Source organism: Bacillus sp. V3-13, assembly GCF_002860165.1.
Taxonomy (GTDB): domain Bacteria; phylum Bacillota; class Bacilli; order Bacillales; family Cytobacillaceae; genus Bacillus_BJ.
Genome location: NZ_PGUZ01000049.1, coordinates 15,929 through 35,860, shown reverse-complemented (window position 1 = coordinate 35,860; position 19,932 = coordinate 15,929). Strand labels below are relative to the sequence as shown.

At 43.2% G+C, this 19,932-nt stretch carries 16 protein-coding genes; 1 reads left to right on the top strand and 15 read right to left on the bottom strand.

Going from position 1 to position 19,932, the window contains the following annotated elements:
• Positions 1-140: 140 nt before the first annotated feature.
• From CU633_RS17150 to ssb, 4 genes are all read right to left on the bottom strand, one after another.
• Positions 141-665, bottom strand: coding sequence for a hypothetical protein (locus CU633_RS17150; protein WP_101661809.1), 525 nt, complete (start codon positions 663-665; stop codon positions 141-143).
• A gap of 16 nt (positions 666-681) precedes the next feature.
• Complete coding sequence (locus tag CU633_RS17145; protein ID WP_101661808.1) at positions 682-7,365, bottom strand: DNRLRE domain-containing protein; 6,684 nt, start codon at positions 7,363-7,365, stop codon at positions 682-684.
• Positions 7,366-7,810: 445 nt separating this feature from the next.
• On the bottom strand, positions 7,811-8,056 hold the full coding sequence (locus CU633_RS17140; protein ID WP_180955007.1) for a hypothetical protein: 246 nt from the start codon (positions 8,054-8,056) through the stop codon (positions 7,811-7,813).
• Positions 8,049-8,420 (bottom strand): single-stranded DNA-binding protein, encoded by a 372-nt coding sequence (gene ssb, locus CU633_RS17135; protein WP_101661806.1) that lies wholly within the window; start codon positions 8,418-8,420, stop codon positions 8,049-8,051. The genes CU633_RS17140 and ssb overlap by 8 nt, the downstream gene beginning before the upstream one ends.
• 259 nt (positions 8,421-8,679) lie before the next feature.
• On the opposite strand from ssb, the gene CU633_RS17125 reads away from it, so the two are divergent.
• Positions 8,680-9,114 (top strand): YwpF family protein, encoded by a 435-nt coding sequence (locus tag CU633_RS17125; RefSeq protein WP_101661804.1) that lies wholly within the window; start codon positions 8,680-8,682, stop codon positions 9,112-9,114.
• A 286-nt stretch (positions 9,115-9,400) separates the two neighbouring features.
• Here CU633_RS17125 and CU633_RS17120 read toward each other — a convergent pair whose 3' ends face one another.
• The 11 genes from CU633_RS17120 to CU633_RS17070 all read right to left on the bottom strand — a co-directional run bounded on the left by CU633_RS17120 (position 9,401) and on the right by CU633_RS17070 (position 19,808).
• Positions 9,401-9,772, bottom strand: coding sequence for a hypothetical protein (locus CU633_RS17120; protein WP_101661803.1), 372 nt, complete (start codon positions 9,770-9,772; stop codon positions 9,401-9,403).
• Between the two features lie 208 nt (positions 9,773-9,980).
• Positions 9,981-10,418 carry a 3-hydroxyacyl-ACP dehydratase FabZ gene (gene fabZ, locus CU633_RS17115; protein WP_101661802.1) on the bottom strand — a complete coding sequence of 146 codons (438 nt, stop codon included), beginning with the start codon at positions 10,416-10,418 and terminating at the stop codon, positions 9,981-9,983.
• Between the two features lie 95 nt (positions 10,419-10,513).
• A complete protein-coding gene (locus CU633_RS17110) occupies positions 10,514-10,792 on the bottom strand; it encodes a DNA-directed RNA polymerase subunit beta (protein WP_101661801.1) in 279 nt (92 codons plus the stop codon).
• Positions 10,793-10,806: 14 nt separating this feature from the next.
• On the bottom strand, positions 10,807-11,649 hold the full coding sequence (locus CU633_RS17105; protein ID WP_101661800.1) for a flagellar hook-basal body protein: 843 nt from the start codon (positions 11,647-11,649) through the stop codon (positions 10,807-10,809).
• A gap of 93 nt (positions 11,650-11,742) precedes the next feature.
• Positions 11,743-12,582 carry a flagellar hook-basal body protein gene (locus CU633_RS17100; protein WP_101661799.1) on the bottom strand — a complete coding sequence of 280 codons (840 nt, stop codon included), beginning with the start codon at positions 12,580-12,582 and terminating at the stop codon, positions 11,743-11,745.
• Positions 12,583-12,866: 284 nt separating this feature from the next.
• Positions 12,867-13,868, bottom strand: a complete 1,002-nt coding sequence (locus CU633_RS17095; protein ID WP_101661798.1) for a rod shape-determining protein — start codon at positions 13,866-13,868, stop codon at positions 12,867-12,869.
• Positions 13,869-14,301: 433 nt separating this feature from the next.
• Positions 14,302-14,565, bottom strand: coding sequence for a sporulation transcriptional regulator SpoIIID (gene spoIIID / locus CU633_RS17090; RefSeq protein WP_101661816.1), 264 nt, complete (start codon positions 14,563-14,565; stop codon positions 14,302-14,304).
• Between the two features lie 499 nt (positions 14,566-15,064).
• Positions 15,065-15,670 carry a pyroglutamyl-peptidase I gene (locus CU633_RS17085; RefSeq protein ID WP_101661797.1) on the bottom strand — a complete coding sequence of 202 codons (606 nt, stop codon included), beginning with the start codon at positions 15,668-15,670 and terminating at the stop codon, positions 15,065-15,067.
• A gap of 14 nt (positions 15,671-15,684) precedes the next feature.
• Positions 15,685-17,292, bottom strand: a complete 1,608-nt coding sequence (locus CU633_RS17080; RefSeq protein ID WP_101661796.1) for a gamma-glutamyltransferase family protein — start codon at positions 17,290-17,292, stop codon at positions 15,685-15,687.
• Positions 17,293-17,419: 127 nt separating this feature from the next.
• Positions 17,420-18,538 (bottom strand): M20 peptidase aminoacylase family protein, encoded by a 1,119-nt coding sequence (locus tag CU633_RS17075; protein WP_374703385.1) that lies wholly within the window; start codon positions 18,536-18,538, stop codon positions 17,420-17,422.
• 310 nt (positions 18,539-18,848) lie between these two features.
• Positions 18,849-19,808, bottom strand: a complete 960-nt coding sequence (locus tag CU633_RS17070; protein WP_101661794.1) for a M23 family metallopeptidase — start codon at positions 19,806-19,808, stop codon at positions 18,849-18,851.
• Positions 19,809-19,932 lie beyond the last annotated feature (124 nt).

Genomic DNA, 19,932 nt, shown 5'->3' with positions numbered 1-19,932 from the left:
TTTATCTAAATTGCTAAAATTGTCGCAGAAACGCGCATTTATTAAAGGAACTCTTCACTCTTTTTTAAAAATAATTAACATATAGAAAAGACATCCTATGAGAAACCGTGGACTATGCTAATATGTTCCTTATACATTTGTTAGTTGTTAGCCACCATAGTTAATAATGCTCCATCATATCTCATAAAGAGACATTTTCCATTACCCAACAATGTTATGGTAGGTGTCCATTCTTCACCGATGAAATAGTTTTTTAATTTACTGGATGTTTTAGTGTAAGTGATATGCACATCATCATCGAGAAAGAAAAAAACTGAACAATTTTGTACCCCCAGATCGTAACACGTATTTATTAAAAATGAGATGTCTGTTTGATCTGAGATACTAATGGTAAAAAAATTATTTTTTTTACTAGGAGTAAAAATTTCATATTCGAGATCTCTAGCTTTAAATTCATCTTCCAATTCTTTTTGCAAAAAATGATAAGGACTTATTAATACTTTTACGAGTCTGCCTCTTATTAGAGTAATAAGAAAATCGATATTTTCCTCATCATTCTCCAATAAATCTACTTCATATACTTTTTTTTGAGAAAAATCATTAATTATTAAAGGTAAATCATCCATATTGGTCGATTGTTTATGATTAAATCTTAACTCATTCATTTGTTTCCCCCACATTTTAATTAGTCCATTTTGTTTTTTTTCTAGGCGGATATACAAAGTAATGTTTATTCTTTTGATATTTCCAATGTACATGTAATATTTTTTTAGTTGTCCGTAGTTTATTCTCTCTTATTTTATGATAATCGAGAGCAAATAATCGTGAATCTCTCGACTTATTTGGTTTCATATTTTTGTTAACAAGAGCAAAAATCCTTCCATTATTTTTTGAGTATCCAACTAGTTTATACCCAGCTTTACTAAATACAGTTGCACCAATCTTTCCAACTCCGCCTAACGCTACTCCTGTTACTGCTCCTCTTAAAGCTGATTTGCCTACACCCTTCCATGTATACCCCTTATTACGATTTTTCCATAAATATGAACCAACATCCCAAGCGGCCCCACCTAAAGCACCTGCTACCCACCAAGCCACGTGCCCATCAGGATCATTCATCATTACCGGATTGTTATTCGTATATGCATACCCATTCTGCGTAATCGGATCATCCTCATCCCCCGGATCTGGATCTACTGAGATAAAGACACCATGCTTAGGATGATAATACCGTGCCATAAGGTAATACATACTTATTTCTTCATCATACATATATCCGGCATATTTGAATGGATTATCGACTGTCAGTCCCTGCTCGGTTTGCTGCAGGATATTGCCCCATGCATCATATGCATATTGGGCTAACGTTTGGCCGCCTTGGTCGGTGATCGCAATGACATCGCCGTGCGGGTTGTAGTGGTAATACAGCGTTTGCCCTTGCGATTTCATGGCAAGACGTACACCATCAGCGTTATATACGTACTGGCGCAGCACTGCTCCATTTCCGTCTGTTTCGTACAAGACATTGATGCTGTCACCGTCGTAGTGGTAACGGGTGATTTGGCCGTTTACATTCTTCTCAATGCGGCGGCCGTCATCATCGTACTTGTACATGGCTAAAGGTGTGGTTTGGCCTCTTTGGGTGACCGAAATAAGATGGTCGGCTTCATTCCACTGGTACGTAAATTGGCCGTCGGATAGACGATTGCCATTTAAATCGTACGTTATTGCTTCATTGCCAAAGGATGTTAGCAGGTTGCCACTGTTGAAGGTGGCTGTTGTGGTCGAAACGGTGCTGTCAGGTTTCGTTACTTTCACACTGGTGCGGTTGCTGAAGCCATCATACGTAAATTCATTTACAGTGCCATCTGGCAATGTTTCTTTTGTTAATTGGTTGACTTCGTCATAGGCATAGGCGGTCTTTCCATGGTGCAGGCCTGTTTTTCGATCAATGCTGGTCCGGTTGCCGTTAGCATCATAGGTGTACTTCTCAGATAATATTTGTGTTGCGTTCTTTGTTCCAATGAATAAATCTGTAATTTTCTGTGTTTTATCATAGGTGAATAGAGCTGCTGTATCATTTCCCGATTGATAACGGCCTACGTTTCCAAACTCATCATACTCAAAGTAGTATGACTTGTCAGCATCAACCACTTTCGTATTTTGATTTAACGCATCATAGTCATACGTTGTCGTATTCGTGTATGTTCCGTGTGTAGTCTTTGTTTCTTTCAGCTTATGGGAATTTGGATGATACGACCAGGCGATGCTGCCGCCCCGGTCTGTCATGCTGGTTATACGGTTCCCTGCATCATAGGCTTTATCTCTTGTGATGGTATTTACCGAATCAGTGACTTTTGTTTCATTCCCATTTGCGTCATATTGATACGAGAACGCAACAGTTCCATTTCGTTTTGCTTCTGTGACGCGGTTGGCTGCATCATACGTCCATTCTAACAAACTTCCATTTGGCATTTTCGTGCTTATGCGGTTTGCATTCGCGTCATACGTATGCAAGATTTTACGAAGTAGTGCATCTTGGAATACCGTGAGCTTGTTGTCGGCGTCATATTCGTATGTGACGGTTTGTACCTTTGTACCACTGGACACCAGTTTCTCCGTCGTATTGCCATTGTCGTCATATTTATAAGCAACAGAGGTTCCGTTAGGCAGAGTAGTTTTTGTTAGCTGGTTGTCTAAATTATACTCATAGGACTTTGTATTGTTTTTAGGATCTGTTTCTGTATTTTTATTTCCATAGATATCATAAGAAAATGAGGTTTTGCGGTTTTCTTCGTCATATGATGCTGTTACATAGTTTCCACCATTGTCATATTCATTTTTGGTGAGTATGCTGCCCTCTATGGCACGGAAGTCATCAAACCAAACTTTACCAATATTATCTCCATTAAACACCGGATGAATGTCCAATCTCCGAATCGCGCCATGGGTAGATGTAGGGATTACAATGGCACTGCGATTCCACTCTTTTGTACCGATCGGAAATACAGCATTATAATCTGCTTCTACCCCGTTTGCGTAATACACATGCACCCAGAAGGAATAACCGATGTTTGGTTTACCAGTTGTGTGTGTCACTTTTTCAGCTTTCGACATGGCCGTCACAGTTATATCTTGTGGTTTAGTTTGATTCAGAATTAATTCTTGCCGATAGTGGCAGCTTGGGTCTGCAGTACTTTTGCGTTCCATTTCAAGGCTGGAATACCCTGCAAATCCGTCCCCCAATGGATCTGTTGGTGGATTGCATACCGATGTCCAGTTTTCTAGTTTTCCATTACTTACATACTCAAAACTACTGTTCGCAACCGGATTATAAGAAGAAGAGACAGGTCCCTCTTCCAATTGAACATTATCGAACCACGCTTTTCCTCCGATTCCCGTGCCGCTATGATCCATTTCAAGGTAAACCCGCACTTTTCGGGTCTCACTGCTTGTTGTGAATGTTAGTTGCCGTTTTGTCCAATCATGCGTGCCTGTCATCTGGGCATAACGATTATCACGCCAAGGGTTTGCGATTGGTATCCCTTGTTCATTTAACATCTCTATGTTAAAAAATACGTTGGCATTCGTAACATTATTGAGTTTGATCCAGCCACTTAATGTATACATCTTATTGGGCTCAACAGGAATCACCTGAATAGCGGATACATAGCCCCATTCTGCGGAAACAGGCTGCGGGGTCATCAGCAATGAGGAGCTTCCGCCCATCTGAACCATTCTTTCATTGCTATCCAAGGTGATGTTTCCATTCTCATTGAAACGAGAAATTAGCCAGGTAGAATTAAGTGCACTTTCAAACCCGGCATTTCGCAACAGATTAGCCGCAGGTGCTAAAGCATCACTGCCGGCATTTGGATTCCCGAATTGATCGTAGCCCGTAACGGAAGACGTCCTGCCCTGGTACTCTGTTTCGGAAACTGGATTGGCGCCGTTATAAGTTAAAGATGTTGTTTTTTGTTCCGCATCCGTTACCTTCGTAACATCATTATTCTGATTGTACTCATACTTCTCTGTGCCGATGGCATCTGTCGCGGTCGTAACGTTCCCCTTTGCATCATAGGTATATGACTCAGATACACGCTGTCCTTGATCTTTCGGATCCGTTTTCTTCGTTAAATTATTCGTTTGGTATTCATACGTTGTTGTTAGTTTCAACGCATCTGCATCTACAACTGTTTTTAGCGGATTTCCAGCAATGGTGTAACCATATACATCCATGACATTTTTCGGATCCGTTACCGTTACTTCACGTGTGCCGTCGTTGTATGTCAATGACGTCTCTTTTCCAAGAGGGTCCGTTATTTTTACAAGTTTATTATTTTCATAGGTGTATGTTGTTTTATATGGCTCGGTGTCAGTGTGCTTAGGATCATATATATAACGTAAGTTCCCGTTCTCATATCCATATCGGTACTTCTTGCCGCGCGGGGTTGTCGAGGCAATCAGATTATCCCCACTATATTCATACGTTACGGTGCGATTTTCCGGTCCTGTAATCTTAGTTACATGCTCTCCAGTATAGGTAAGCAAAAATTCCCGTCCCGACGCATCTTTAATTGTGGTCAACTTCCCTGTCGAATCATATGTGTATGTGACCTGGTTTCCATATTCATCTTTTTCGTGTTGTTTTTTACCTTCTGTTGAGAAAACAGTGACCGACTGGTCTTTATCCTTAATTTCAAAGCCAGTACTTGTTTTCTTTATTTCCAGGTAGACACCATTTGGTGGTTGATACTGGTTGTCTCCTGTTTTTGTGAACAGAATGGTTCCTTTGTCTTCTTCAGTAAGCAGAATATTACCATTCGCTTCTTCTTTGATCCTTTCTTCAATGGAACTGTACCAGCCGTTACCAAACAACCCATTCCCTGAGTCCTGGCTATTGTACGTACGGGTAATGGAAATACCCGGACCACGCCCTTCTAATTGGAAATCTGTCTCATCCATAACAAAGTTTCCATTAAAAGCGGTGACGCTTCCTCCGATGACCGGAATGTTTGTCCAATAATCTTGTATTCCTAACAACGAGGTTGTTGTAAATCGTGGAGTAAACTCTTGTGAAATGCTGCTTTCCGGATATCCGGTTGTGCTATACGCTGTAACACGAAACCAATAATTTGTCCACGAACCATAGACACCCCCCGAATTTCGATAAACAGGCGACGGATCCAGCGATAGTTCAGTCCCTCCCTTATCATGGTGAAGAAGATACCGTCCCTGGGCAATCTCTGTATCAGTCGGCCAAATATTTTGGTTTTGCGTCGTCCAAGTGGTGACATTTCCGACATCAAACGGTTCATAATCTCTTCCATTGTATATCCATATTTTATAGCCTGTCGCTCCAGGTACAGGGTCCCACTTAACAGTCACATAACCACTATTGCCTGTTACATTTGTATAGGCTGAACCAACAGGCCTATTTACTTGCTCAAGTGGAATATAAGGTATGTTCTCAGCTGATATTGGACTATCCGCATAAGGGTAGTTAGCCATTATTCGAATCCAATAACCGTGGGCGGAGCTGTAATCTCCATATGGACTTCCGGCTAAAAAGGCATTACGATACACCGGCGACGGATCTAAAGCGAGTTCGGCTCCTCTGCCATCAAGATGCAGGTTAAATTCGCCACTGGCCACTTGACTTGGGGTTGGCCAAATATTTTTTCCTTTTGTTGACCAATTCGTTACATTTCCTACCGGAATATATACATAGTCATATCCATTGAAGATCAGTACCTCATATCCCGTAGCTCCAGGCATTGGGTCCCATGAAACATCTAAATATCCTGAGTTGCTGCCAGTTCCGTTGGAATAAGCATTAACTCGTGGCTTAGCAGGTGTTGGATAGGAATAGTTTATCTCCAAATATGGAGCGTTTGTTCCGTTTTCAGATGCGATAAACTTCTTCCAATATGCTTGCCCATTCCCTGCTGTATGCAACTTAAAACCATAGTTGGACGTTGATCCATTTGCCCAGGATTGAACAGGCCCTGTAACATTAAATACTGCCCATTGTCCTCTGCCAACATTCGTAGACGTCACATTGAAAGATCCAGGCCTATTGTTCCAGTTGAGTGAAGCCGGATACCAATTCGATGTTACCTGGTCGAGCCATACTCCATTAGGACTATTCACATAATAATGGTGGACTGCATAGGCATAAAACTTCGCACTATAAATACTGGCATACGTATTTTGTAAACCTGATATTTCCTGCTTAATAAAAGCCTCATTCGTACCAGTCGTTCCGTCATAATAGCCTACTTTTAGCACATATGCATTTAAGCCGGGATTCCATAAATTCCCGCCCGAATAATTGGTAGTAGGATACCTGCTGGCAACAAAAGCATCATCAAAATAGTCAATTGTTAAAGATGGATCAATGTAAACCGGGTATACTCTTTCCGGTGCCTGTAGCCAATTTGGATCAGCAGTTAAAGTCAGCTCATAGACATTATTACCTTTTTGATCAAGAGCAAAGGTTACATCCTGTGAAGTAACAGCCTCTGCTGATTCAGGATTTATATTAGAGTCAGACATGTATGGTTTTGGTAAAACGAAAACGACCTGTTCACTAGCATCTTGAAAAGTGATTGCTCCGTCATCTTTCATACTAGGTTGTAAGTCTGTCTTTAATTCAAATACAAATTGATGCTGTCCAGTGAATTGATGAAGAACAATATCTTCTTTAACCGTTTTATTAAATGTTGTGCTTCTCAAATCAATTCCCGGGAAAATGTCTTTATACTTGATTGTATTTTCCTTGTAAGCAGCTTTTGCCTTAGAAGCTTCTATCTGGCCTTTGTCCCCTTTTGCTTGTTTAAGTGCGAATTCAATTGAATGCCCTTTCGCCTCAAAGGTTGCATATGCTTCTCCATTTTTAATGTCTTTTTTGAAATTCGACTTCAACTTTGTTTTCTTCGTGATAAGGGTCTTTGAAGTGGTCTCCATCAATTCGGAAGAGATCTCTTCCCATTTTTTATTTTCTTGGACATGAACTGGTTCCATATAAATTTTTTTTGTAAATGTCCCGTCCCCATTCTTAAAGATCTTTTCAGTCTCTGTCCGTTCCTCGACAATCTCAACTGGTTTGGAAGCTTTTTTCTTTGGTTTAATTGGTGGAGATGGTAAATTATTAGAAATAACTGGTGGTTGTTCTGAATTAGCAGGAGGTACAAATGGTGGAGCCTTTATTGTTTCGTCATCTTGTTTAGCTTGTCCAGCGGATGAGGTTTGAGCAGCTTGAACAACATCTTTCCCTTTCGGTGGCACAATCCCAAATAATAAAATGATAATTGCTAACCAACAGATCACTTTTCTCTGACGCGCAAACCTTCGTTTTCCCATTCTCTTTCCCTCCAATTAATAAGTTGAATAAATAGAAAAAGATCAACCCGGGTAGCATTTTCTGGAATTTAATTAAAGTATAGTTGGTAAAACTACAATTAACAACAAATTCCCATTTACATTTTCCGATAAAATTTGACACTATCGGTAATCTATTTTAGAGAGAGTAATAACATTCTAAAACTGCAGAATTATATATTATTAACCAACCATTTATTTTCTTTTATCCAAAATTAAAAATACTAGAAAGGCGTATTCAGATACTCGATTTTTTAAGAAATTACAACCCGCTCGTTAATCAATTTTTATTCCACAACGAAAAAAATCCGGCAGAAAAGCACCGGATCAAAAAAAGAGGCAGTAATTCGAAGATTTTATTGATTCTTTATTTTGAAGGTTTTTGGAAAGGAAGTTGGGAGACAAAATTTAGAAGAGAATTTTGTGGTTACTGGGATGTGGCTATGCTTTTCCGGGTCTTGCTATTGCGGGGCAATTTGGCTTTTTCTGCTTCGGAAATAAATGTGTAGACGCTGGGATTCGGCTTGTTCTTTGCTGATTCTGTCACATACATTTCCAGCTGGTTTACCCGTTTCGCCAGATCATCGACTCGCCCGTTTGTTTTCCCGAGCATAGTGATTAAGCTTTCAAGCAGCTTTTCGAGTCTGTCTGCAGATTCTCCTGAATTACACAATCGGCAAGGCCTCCTTTTCATCATGGCTTATCCCGTCATCAGCTGGCTTTGCGCTCAGGAACCGGACGCCTTCAGCGACGACTTCTGTGACATAGACTTTTTTGCCGTCCTGATTTTCATAATTTCGCGTTTGGATTCTACCTGTTATTCCGACAACAGATCCTTTGCGGCAATATTGGGCTGTATTTTCGGCAACCTTTTTCCAGAGCGTACAGGCGACAAAATCTGCACCAATTTCGCCCTGTTGATTGCGATAGTTGCGGTTTACAGCTAATATGACGTTGGTAACCGGGGTGCCCTCGGGTGTATACCGAAGCTCCGGGTCTTTCGTCAGCCTGCCAACGAGGGTAACTTGATTAATCAATGGCTCATCTCCTTTCTAAGTGATAGTTCCATAGTAGCAGGTTGCTTTTGCCAAAGTAAAAAGGGGAAAATCCGATTTTGGAGCAAAAAAAGATCCGAAAACGTTGTTTTCTATAGGGGAAAACAGAATTTTCCGCAGAAAGATTTCCTTTGTTTTGGAGAAACTGCGGTTTCGACAATTATTTTTCGACACGAGGTGCAAATTCGCATTGAAGGAATCGTATGTTATAATTTTGGCAAAAGATAACGGGAGGAAAAGGATGAAAACTTTTAAATTAATCTCGTTGCAGATCGTTGATGGAACAGACTTAATTGATATCGAATTGGACGATGGCTTGATTATTAATAAGGAAGATGAAAAAAATACGTGGCTTCTTGAGGCTTATACAGATAAATCGTATTACGAGTTCTTTCAAAAGCTTGCTGATCAAAATAAAGAGGTGCTTGTCCAGGCAGTGATTACAAAAAAGGAAAATGACCCGGCTGCTTTTGAAACGGCTGTCCATTCCGTGAAACAGCTTGAAACGAAGATGAGTGTCCTTCTCCAGGGAACCTTAAAAAGAACAAAAAAAGACTATGCTGAATTGCTGCTTGGCAGTCTGTTGCAGAGTGGGCTCAGTGGGGATGAGCTATTGAATGAGTTCAAGGAAAAAATGCAAAGCAGGCCAAAAATTCCGGCTTCAAAAAAGCTGTAAAACAGTGATTATGTGGTAGCAGGTCTGGCTTTTTACACACTTTTGTATCAATTATCGAATTTTTCTGGAGGAAAACTTCAGAGTTTTCCTCACAAGTATAGTTTTGCAAACGACATAGAGGCTCGCACTCATGCTCAAAAATTATTTAAGCGAAAACTCATATTAATTACGCGGAAAGTCCGAATAATTAAGCGAAAATCAATAATTGCGCGAAACGGGCGATTAATTAAGCGAAAGCCCGAAACTGGGTTAATCAAAAGGACAGGCAACGCGCCTGTCCGCTTTGTTATTGATTTTCGTCGTCGTTCAGGCCGTCTTCTGTTAAGATGCCTTCATCTTCGACGTCGCCGTTGTTGTCTCCATTGTTGTTTCCGTTGTTATCGTCCAATAGACCGTTATCGCCATTGTCCCCACCGTTGTTATCGTCTATTAAACCGTTGTCATCACCGTTATTGCCGCCATTTCCTCCGTTGTTATTACCGTTTCCTCCGTTGTTGCCATTGTTGTTTCCATTGTTGCCGCCATTGTCGTTATCACCGGCTGGATCCTCCACATTTACATCATCTTCTGGAGGCGGCTCCTGGTCATCTGCACATCCAGCGATAAACATCGCGGATAAGAGTGAACCCCCGATTAACATTAAAAGCTTTTTCTTCATCAGTAAAAGCCCCTTTCCTATAGTAATGTTGATTTTGACCGCATTTACTGGTCTCAACTTATATTGTCCAAAAATCCGTAAATACTTGCATAGGAAAGGTAAAATTTTTACCTTGAAACTATGGTCATGGAAACCTTTTAAAAATGTTTATCGCCCTGCATGATTTGAAAAAATCGGGTCAAACTGAGGTTTGTGACCATTGAAAAAATTAGTTGCTTGATTTATCCCCGAGCGCAAACATGATTTCTGTTTCGCAAACGAGCTCGCCGTCAACCGTTGCGATTCCCTTGCCCTTGCCAATCGAGCCGCGCACGCGCGTCATCTCAACTTCTAAACGGAGCTGGTCACCGGGTTTTACTTGCCTTTTAAAGCGGCAATTATCAATGCCTGTAAAAAAAGCGAGCCGGCCGCGGTTCTCCTCTTTTTTCAACATCGCAACCGCACCGACCTGGGCGAGGGCTTCAACGATTAACACCCCGGGCATTACCGGATAGTCTGGAAAATGTCCGTTAAAAAATTCTTCGTTTGCTGTAACATTTTTAATGCCAACTGCCTTCTGGCCTTCCTCAATTTCCAAAATTTTATCCACCAATAAAAATGGGTAGCGATGCGGAATGATCTCTTTGATCTCGTTAATATTAAGCATTATTATGACCTCCTCATAATATTAGGTATCATTTCTTTTATTGTACTAAAAAGGGGCATAAAAAAGGAAGGGTTTGATCCCTTCCAACGATTTTTTTATTCAGCTTCGATTAAGTCGATGATGTGGGTCCAGGTTGATTCTTTAAAGACATCGGTTGCTTTGCCGTCACCGATGACTCCATAGCCAACCATTGCTCCGGCAACCAGGCATACAAAGATAAGTACGATTACAATGATAACCCGAAGCCAGATCGGAATAAGCCGGGTGCGAACTCGTTCGTTTGTTTTCCGCGCTTTTTCCTGCTGCTCTTTTTTATGCTTTTTTACTTGTTCGCGACTTTGAGCTGGTTCCTGGTTATTTTTGTTCAAAGACATTTGATAATTCCCCTTTAGCGGATTCCATTCACGAGTCCCATCATTTGATCGGCCAGAGTAATTGCTCTCGAATGGAATTGGTAAGAACGCTGAACATTAATTAAATCGGTCATTTCTTTTGACATCTCGACGTTCGATTGTTCAAGCGCTCCTTGCTGGATGCCGATCTGGTTGCGCAAAGGGCCGTTTAATTCGGTAAAGATTTCTTCTTCTGCCACACCAAGCTGGTCCATGTTTTCGGGCAGTCCCAATAGATTGCCACCCTTTTGCTCAAGGAACTGCGGCTTGTTGGCGAGGATCACTCCAAGGTCAAAGGTTTGAGTTGTACCATTTGCCATCGCCACCGTTAATTCGCCATTTTCGTTCATGGCAAAATTATTTGGCTCCCCGTTTATATAAATCGGGTTATTGTTTTCATCCAATACGGCATGGCCGTCACCGGTCACAAGCATTAATTCATCATCGGCGATCGGTGTTAAATGGAACGAACCGTCCCTTGTAAAACGGACCGCTGCCCCGTCTTCGGTTTGGACGAGAACCCTGAAGAATTGTCCTTCTTTTGTAAAAGCAACATCCAAAGGCCTGTCGGTCGTTTTAATGCTGCCCTGCTTGAGGATCATTTGTGCCTGCGCTAATTTGGCGCCCACTCCCTGCCTGACCCCGTTCGGCGTCAGTCGGCCTATTTCCAGGTTGGGATACGGCTGGTTTTGAAATTCCTGAAAAAGCAAGTCTGTAAAGCTCGCCTCGCGTCTTTTAAAGCCGGTTGTATCGACATTGGCAAGGTTATGGCTGATCATATCCATCTGCTTTTGCAGTTGATTTAAAGTATTGGTTGCGGTAATCATTGTTCTGTTCATGTTGGTCCCCCTCGGGCGGGTTTTACTAATTCTTTAAAGTGTCGTCCGGGTTGCGGAAATCCTTGAGTCAGTGTTTAGCTCGAGACTTTCGTATTAACCGACTCTGCCGATTTCATTCGCGGCTTTTTCCATGCTTCGGTCGTACGCCTGCAAAACCTTTTGATTCGCTTCAAAAGCGCGGTAGGCTGTCAGCATATCTGTCATTGTTCTCGACACATCGACGTTCGAGCTTTCCAAAAACCCCTGCTGGAGCCTGAATTGCACGCCCGCGGCCCCAAAAGCGTCAGCAAGCGGGGCGCCGTCTTCTGTCCGGTACAACCCGTCTCCTTCTTTGATTAAGCGCTGCGGGTTGTCAGCAAAGGCGATGCCCAATCTTGCTGTTTCGCCATTCTCCCCGGTTAGCTGCCCGTCTTCACTGATTGTAAAGCGGTCGCTTGAAAGCTGGATCTGATTGCCTGCGTCATCCAGAATATACATGCCGCTTGCTGAAGTCAAAAATCCCTGGCCGTCGACCGTAAAGTTGCCGTTTCGTGAGTAGCGGATATCACCGCCAGGTTCGCGGACCGTAAACAACACTGTACCCGGCAAACCATTCTCCGCGCTTGCCGGAATATTTACGTCGACAAGAGCGACATCGGTATTTTTGCTCGTTTCACGCAAATCGCCTTGAATGAATTTTGGCATTGCCTCCTGCATATAAACACCGGTATTGATAGAACCGACTGTTTGGTTAAAAGGGAAACGCAAATTATTTTCTGTCGGGATCGACTGCTGTTCAAAGCGCTGCAGCAGCATTTCCGGAAAGGCCCTCATTGCCGACTGGTCGGCTTTAAAGCCTGGCGTATTGGCATTCGACATATTATTGGTTAACATTTCCGTGCGCCTTTGCTGGGACAGCATACCGGAAGCAACCGTGTAAAATCCTCTAAACATTTCTCCACCTCGCAACAGCGATTATGTACAGCTCACCATAGACATAATATATAATATAAACATAAGCTCGCATCAAGCGGGCTTGTCCAAATTTTTTCACTTACTTCCTATTATAGAAAAATTTTTGCAAAGATACATTAAAAATTTGCAGAAAAGAGTCAAAAGATGAAAAAAATATTCCTTTTTAAGTTTAAATCCGATGGCAAGGGGTAAATAACAAAAAAATCTGCAGTCCGAAAAATCAGGCGATACCGTTTTTCCGGCCTGGCAGATTATTTGATTGCTTATCCTAACTTCCGTTTCGGAAGACGGTCGATATTATCAAGCATAATGCCGGTTCCAACTGCGACACAGTTCATCGGATTTTCAGCAACAAGTACCGGGACCTTCAGTTCTTCTGAGAGCAGCAGGTCAAATCCGTGCAGCATGGCGCCGCCGCCTGTTAAAATGACACCGCGGTCAATAATATCGGCCGATAATTCTGGTGGTGTCTGTTCGAGAACGGTTTTGGCAGCCTGGACAATGACCGAAACGGATTCACGCAATGCCTGTTCAATTTCACTCGAACGGACAGTGATCGTTCTTGGCAGACCGGTTACCATGTCACGGCCGCGAATATCAAGCTCTTCGTTCCGTGAACCAGGAAAGACGGTTCCGATTTTGATTTTTATATCTTCGGAAGTCCGTTCTCCAATCAATAATTTATATTCTCTTTTAATATAGTTCAAAATTTCGGAATCAAATTTATCCCCGGCCATTTTAATCGAGGATGATGTAACGATGTCACCCATTGACAGGACGGCAATATCGGTTGTACCGCCGCCGATGTCGACAACCATATTACCGCTTGGCTGGAAAATATCCATGCCTGCACCGATTGCGGCCACCTTTGGTTCTTCTTCCAGATAGATTTTCTTGCCGCCGCTTTTTTCAGCCGCTTCTTTAATCGCTTTTTGCTCAACACTTGTGATGTTTGTCGGGCAGCAAATTAAAATTCTTGGCTTTGATAAAAAACCCTTTACGTTCAGCTTGTTTATGAAATGCTTTAGCATCGCTTCTGTTACATCGAAGTCAGCAATGACCCCATCTTTTAACGGACGGATCGCGACGATATTGCCTGGCGTACGGCCAACCATTCGTCTCGCTTCTTCACCGACAGCAAGAACTCTGTTCGTATTTTTATCAATTGCGACTACAGACGGTTCATTCAGTACGATTCCCCGGCCTTTCACATGTATTAGCACGTTAGCCGTTCCTAAATCAATCCCAATATCCCTAGCAAACATTATCTTTTTTCCTCCTTGAACGATTGCCCGGCCATGAACGCATACCATTCCCATAACCCGATTTAAAAGAATACTACAATGATTCCTTTTATCATCGTTTATGCAGGCAATGCTGTTGTACAGCCGCCTCCGCTAATCTTTGTCCAGCATCGGCTCCGAAGGACTCTGTTTGTTAAAAAACGGTTTCTTATCATATTAAGCTTGAAACCGGATGTTTGATGGAGGCTTTGCTAAAATTGATGCTCCCGACCAAGATCAGTCTTTCATTTTAGCAAGCGTCATTCTGTCCTTTTCGCTTCCGCTTCACGAAATCATTTCTATCCTAATTGTATATATTATCACAAAAAGGTAGAAATAAGTAACTTTTTGTCGTAATTCGCGAAAAATTTGCGGAAATAATTTAAATGGAGGAAAAATTTTTTACATTCTTCGTTTACTGTACAGGCTCCTCTTCTTTTTTGTACTTCATTTTTGTTGCTTCTCCGCCGCGCAAATGGCGAATTGATTTATGATAATCTAAGATCTCTTTCACTTCAGCTGCAAGTTCAGGGTTAATTTCTGGAAGCCTCTCTGTCAAATCTTTATGGACTGTACTTTTGGATACGCCAAACTCCTTCGCAATAACGCGAACAGTTTTTTTCGTCTCCACGATATACTTTCCAATCTTGATAGTTCTCTCTTTGATGTAATCGTGCACACCACTCGCCCTCCCCAAGTTGGATGTGAGAAGTGTGAAATGAGACTCGCTCTTCGCTTCGTAGATACTGCTGCTCCGCACAGGAATCTTAAGTCCCTGGACAATGCTTCCGAAAGTCGCTGCTTGCTTTTTTGCCAAGTATAATCAAGTCTCCAAGTAAATTCCCGCTGCTTTCAAACGACTCCTCACCTCAAACACTCTCTTTTAAGGTTTGTAACATTTTATTAGCTTGGATAAGGGATTATGCACGAAAAAGTCAATCGGGACAAGGAGTGGCAGAAGTTTTTCGAAAACGGGACAACAGCAGTCTTTGCGGAGAGCTTACCGCAGCTTATTTTTTGAAACTAAAGAATTTCACCTGATGGGTGGGCAATCAAAGCGGGGACAACAATTATTTCCCGAGAAATTTGTCGAGGCTATGTGGTTCTATTGTTTAACCTGCATGAAAAAAAAAGCCCCGTGTTGCATTCAAAGCAACCGGAGCTTTTTCTATGCGCTTCTAGTCGAGCGCTTCAATTATTAGTTCAATTGATTTTAGCAGGTCTTGATGTGACCAGCTAGGCATGCTCTTCTTCGTATTTAAGGCGAGCTCATGGGAGGCGGGAATATGAATAAAACCTGCCGGAATGTCCAAACCTGAGCCGTTTAACTCGTGAAGAACCGAATACATCGTGTTGTTGCACAGATAGGTTCCTGCTGTATTTGAAATTTGCGCGGGTAATCCTGCTTCGGTTAACACGTTGACAAACTTTCTGATCGGAAGGGTGCTGAAATAACCATCAGCTCCGCCTGCAACGATCAGGCTGTCCTGCAGTGAGTTCCCCTTATTGTCTTGTGCGCCGTCGCGGCAATTAATCGCGATCCGTTCCGGGGTAATTGCTGTTCTTCCTGCGGCCAAGCCAAGGGAAATCACTGCATCCGGCTTTACAGTCTGCACCGCATCGATCATTTTAGCCGTTGTCGTTTCATAATCGACAGGCAACAGCAAGCCTGTGATCTCGTAAGCTCCAATCTGTTTCCCATCCAGCTCTTTTACGATTTTTTCGGTTGGATTGATTGGAAACTCCAGAAATGGTTCAAATCCTGTTAGTAATAATGTTTTCATCTTTCTCTCTCCTTTTACCAGCTTGCAATCGAGCCGTCTGTACGTGGTTCTGTTCCACCGGATAATACACCTGTGTCCGGATCACGGAGAATGATCTGCCCCCTGCCAAAACCGCCCGAATCGTGAGCAACCTTTATGTCGTGCCCTTTTCTCGCCAGCTGCTGGACAATATAATTCGGGAAGGTGTGCTCAACTTCGACCTTCTTCCCTTCAATCCATTGCCATCTTGGCGCGTCAAGCGCTGCCTGGGGGTTTAAGCCAAAATCGATCAAATTCATCGCGACCTGGACATGCCCCTGCGGCTGCATGTAGCCTCCCATTACACCGAATGGCCCGACAGCCTGATCGTCCTTTGTGATAAATCCAGGAATAATCGTATGGTATGTTTTCTTGCCCGGAGCAAGTGCATTTTCATGAGAAGGATCAAGCGAGAAATCATGGCCGCGGTTCTGCATCGAAATTCCGGTATTTGGCACGACGATACCTGAACCAAAGCCCATGTAATTGCTTTGAATAAACGAAACCATATTGCCTTCTCCGTCCGCAGTTGCCAGATAAACGGTCCCGCCCTTTGGCAGCGTCCCCGGCTCCGGCGGCAGCTGGGCCGTCGGCTTGATGGCGCTGCGGCACTTTTCGCCATACTCCTCTGATAATAAATCTTCTATTTTAGCCTTCATTGTTCTCGGGTCGGATATATAAGTTTTTCCATCCGTAAATGCTCGTTTCATTGCCTCCAGCTGCAAATGGACAGCGTCTGCATCTTCACGGCTAACAAACTCGAACCCTTTTAAAATGTTAAGGGCCATTAAGGCGACCAGACCCTGTCCGTTCGGCGGAATTTCCCAAATATCAAAGCCGCGATAGTTCACCGATACCGGTTCCACCCACTCAGCCTTAAAGGCATGCAGGTCGTCCTTGCCAAGGAATCCACCGGAGCTTTTTGAAGCAGCGGCAATTTTTTCGGCAAGGCTGCCGCGATAAAAACTTTCGCCTTTTGTTTCGGCTATTTCTGCCAATGTATCGGCATGGCCATCCGACTTCCACATTTCGCCGATTTTTGGCGCCCGGCCCTGTGCTGCAAAAACACGGAACCATTCGTCAAACTCTTTGCCTTTCAAGCGGGTTTTATAGGCGGTAAAAGCCCTCTCCCAATACTTGCCCAGAATTGGTGTGAGCGGATAGCCATTGCGGGCATAATCGATCGCCGGCTTTAATACTTCCGTAAGCGGAAGGCGGCCAAACCGTTCCGACAGCTCGGCCCAGGCAGATGGCGCCCCAGGCACCGTAACCGGGACCCAGCCGGTAATTGGCATCGATTCATGTCCCAATTCCTTCACTTTTTCAATTGAAATGCTTTGCGGCGCCGGTCCGCTCCCATTCAACCCGAAAAGCTTATCCTTCACCCAAACGAGGGCAAATGCATCTCCGCCGATCCCGTTCGAAGTTGGTTCAACTACCGTTAAGCAGGCAGCCGTTGCGATCGCAGCATCGATGGCATTACCGCCCTTTTTCAAAATATCCAGCCCTGCCTGCGCAGCAAGCGGCTGTGAAGTTGCCACCATGCCGTTACGGGAAACAGCGGCCATTCTTTGCGATGGATATGGATATGTAAGGTATGACAAAGGTTTTCCCCCTCTACAATAAAAACTTCGTCTACCGAAATATTATAGCAGACGCATCCATGTTGTGTCGAAAGATTTAGAAAAAATAAATATTGGCAAGTGTCCTGGTTTAATTTCCGTTTAATCTCTACTTTTCCTTTCCCAATGCGAGAATCGCTGCCTCCGTCAGGATTTCTGCTCCTTTCACCATCGCTTCCCTCCTGAATGTCATGTCGGGATGATGGAGGCCCGGCACAAGTCCGCAGCCAAGACCGAGCATTGTTGCTTTTAAATGCGGGCGCTTGATCGTATAAAAGTGAAAATCGTCCCCGCCTGTTGTAATGATTGGCGGCAAGCATCGTTCTTCTGATAAAGAATTTATAATCGCTTTTTTCATAATGCTTACAGCTTCATCATTTTTAACGGCTGCCGGAAGCGTCGCCAGGATTGAAAACGAAATTTTTACATCATAAAAGGTTTCAACTGCTTTAAAAGCCTTCTCCAATTGGTTCTGAAGATGGTCCATCGCCTCGTTCGTTTGCGCGCGCAGGTCGAGGCTGAATTCGGCATTGCCGGGAATAATGTTGGAACTGTCCCCGCCTGAGATAAACTTTGTCATTTTGATCGAGGCCGGTGTCAGCGGGTTTACGTATATGTTTTTTAGCATGTGCACGAGCGCAGCTCCTGCCTCGATTGCATTCGCTCCCATATGTGGCCTGGCGCCATGCATATCTTCACCTGAAATGCTGCCGCTGATAAAACGGGCTGCCCCATGGATCAGGAGCGGAGCGGCATAGCCGTCACCCATTTCATTTTCCGGGCGCAAATGGACGCCAAACAAATAATCGACATCATCAACGGCACCGAACTCGATCATTTTTAATGCACCGGTGCCTTTCTCCTCAGCCGGCTGAAAAATGAAGCGGATCGTTCCTGCCCACTCAGAAGCGCGCTCCTGTAAAGATTGGATTGCGCCAAGCACAATCGTCATATGCGCATCATGCCCGCAGGAGTGGTTAGGCTGGAAGGCTCCATTCACTTCCTGCCAAAGCGCGTCAATATCCGCCCTGATCGCTACAACCGGCTTGCCGCTGCCGATCTCGGCGATCAGGCCGGTGCTGTCGGGAAATGTTGTTACCCGGCAGCCGAGTTTTTCCGTTTCATTTTTCAGGAAGCTTGTTGTTTTAAATTCTTGCCAGCTTACTTCAGGAATACTGTGCAAATGGTCAAACGTGTTTAGCATATATTGCTGGATGGAAACATTCATCATCGTCTCAGTCCTTCTGCTTTTTGTTATCTCTGGTCATAAAATGAAAGAGCTGCTTTCCGGTTTTCAGCGCTTCGCTTGATTAATGCGGGTACTGTGCGTAATTTGTATTTTCTTTGTGAAGGTAGGGGGTGTAGGAGATTTTCGTTTAATATTTGTTCCAGTTTGCGCTCTACATTTTTCCGACTATTGTATTTTAAGCTACTAGTCGATATTTTCACAATATTTACTGACAGAAAATATCACGTTTCCAGGGCTGAGTTTTCAATGCACAGAAAAAAACCCGCTAAAGAGCGGGCCAAGATCCATTTTATGCATCTGATGATTTAGAAGATTGTTCTTTATTCTCATCTTGATTTTCTTTATCTTGAGTTGGGCTGCCAGATTTTCCTTCATCACTCTTTGTGCTGTCGCCTTCATCCTGGCCGGATTGGCTGTCTTCAGCACCGTTCTCTTCTTCTTGAGAGCCTGTGTCGTCAGAAGGTTTGTCCTTTGCCGGTTCGCTTTCTTCTGCAGCTCCACTGTCATCGGCAGCGCCTTCGTCAGAAGCTTTGCTGTCTTCAGCAGATGTTTCTTCTTGCAGCGTGCTCAATGGTTTATTAAAATAGTCAAGTGGATTTACAGGTTCATTTTGCTTGCGGATTTCAAAATGCACATGCACTCCGGCATCCTTGTTGAACAAGCTTTGTCCAGCCTTGGCAAGAGCTTGTCCTTGTTCGACCTTGTCGCCAACCTCAACGCCTATGTCTGTTATTGACTGATACTGTGTGGTAATTTCATCGTCATGTTCGATTTCGATGACATTTCCCAATAAGGAATCTTTTTCGACTTTTGTAACTGTCCCGCTGAGTGCTGCGACAACTTCAAATGTCTCGCCATTTTCCATTGCAATATCAATACCTGTATTCGGATGATACGTATTGTCGTAGAATACTAATGCAGCTTCCTGATCTTTTTCATCTCCATTGTAATCATAAAATTGTTTTTGGATTACAACTGAGTCAGGGTCCGTCACCGGCATTACAAAGTTCTCCATCGAGCGGTTTACTTCTACTGCAGGCTCATCACTGGCGCTTCTGCCTGGTACGTCGGAAGCACTGTAATCATATTTGTCAGTGTCTGCATTGTTGCTGCTTTGTTGATACCAGAGAACCGCGGTTAGGATAATTGCTGCGCTTGCAATATAAATGGCTGGAAATACCCAACGCTTTTTAAAAAAGCGCTTCAAACTGGAACCTTGAGAAGATCGTTTCTTTTCTTCCTCTCTCATATTCATCACCTCAGCAACCAGTTTGAACAGATACGGAAAAATATATACGTTTCTATAAATATTTTTTTCTGCTTATTTTTCGACAAAAATTTAAATCTATGCATTTATTTAAAAAATTTTTTGA

What these genes read in the sequence shown, in the direction of transcription:
- CU633_RS17105 (WP_101661800.1), bottom strand. Translation starts at nt 11,649, where the DNA reads ATGAACAGAACAATGATTACCGCAACCAATACTTTAAATCAACTGCAA.
- CU633_RS17120 (WP_101661803.1), bottom strand. Translation starts at nt 9,772, where the DNA reads ATGAAGAAAAAGCTTTTAATGTTAATCGGGGGTTCACTCTTATCCGCG.
- CU633_RS17125 (WP_101661804.1), top strand. Translation starts at nt 8,680, where the DNA reads ATGAAAACTTTTAAATTAATCTCGTTGCAGATCGTTGATGGAACAGAC.
- CU633_RS17150 (WP_101661809.1), bottom strand. Translation starts at nt 665, where the DNA reads ATGAATGAGTTAAGATTTAATCATAAACAATCGACCAATATGGATGAT.
- CU633_RS17075 (WP_374703385.1), bottom strand. Translation starts at nt 18,538, where the DNA reads ATGAATGTTTCCATCCAGCAATATATGCTAAACACGTTTGACCATTTG.
- fabZ (WP_101661802.1), bottom strand. Translation starts at nt 10,418, where the DNA reads ATGCTTAATATTAACGAGATCAAAGAGATCATTCCGCATCGCTACCCA.
- CU633_RS17085 (WP_101661797.1), bottom strand. Translation starts at nt 15,670, where the DNA reads ATGAAAACATTATTACTAACAGGATTTGAACCATTTCTGGAGTTTCCA.
- CU633_RS17095 (WP_101661798.1), bottom strand. Translation starts at nt 13,868, where the DNA reads ATGTTTGCTAGGGATATTGGGATTGATTTAGGAACGGCTAACGTGCTA.
- CU633_RS17100 (WP_101661799.1), bottom strand. Translation starts at nt 12,582, where the DNA reads ATGTTTAGAGGATTTTACACGGTTGCTTCCGGTATGCTGTCCCAGCAA.
- CU633_RS17145 (WP_101661808.1), bottom strand. Translation starts at nt 7,365, where the DNA reads ATGGGAAAACGAAGGTTTGCGCGTCAGAGAAAAGTGATCTGTTGGTTA.
- CU633_RS17070 (WP_101661794.1), bottom strand. Translation starts at nt 19,808, where the DNA reads ATGAGAGAGGAAGAAAAGAAACGATCTTCTCAAGGTTCCAGTTTGAAG.
- CU633_RS17110 (WP_101661801.1), bottom strand. Translation starts at nt 10,792, where the DNA reads ATGTCTTTGAACAAAAATAACCAGGAACCAGCTCAAAGTCGCGAACAA.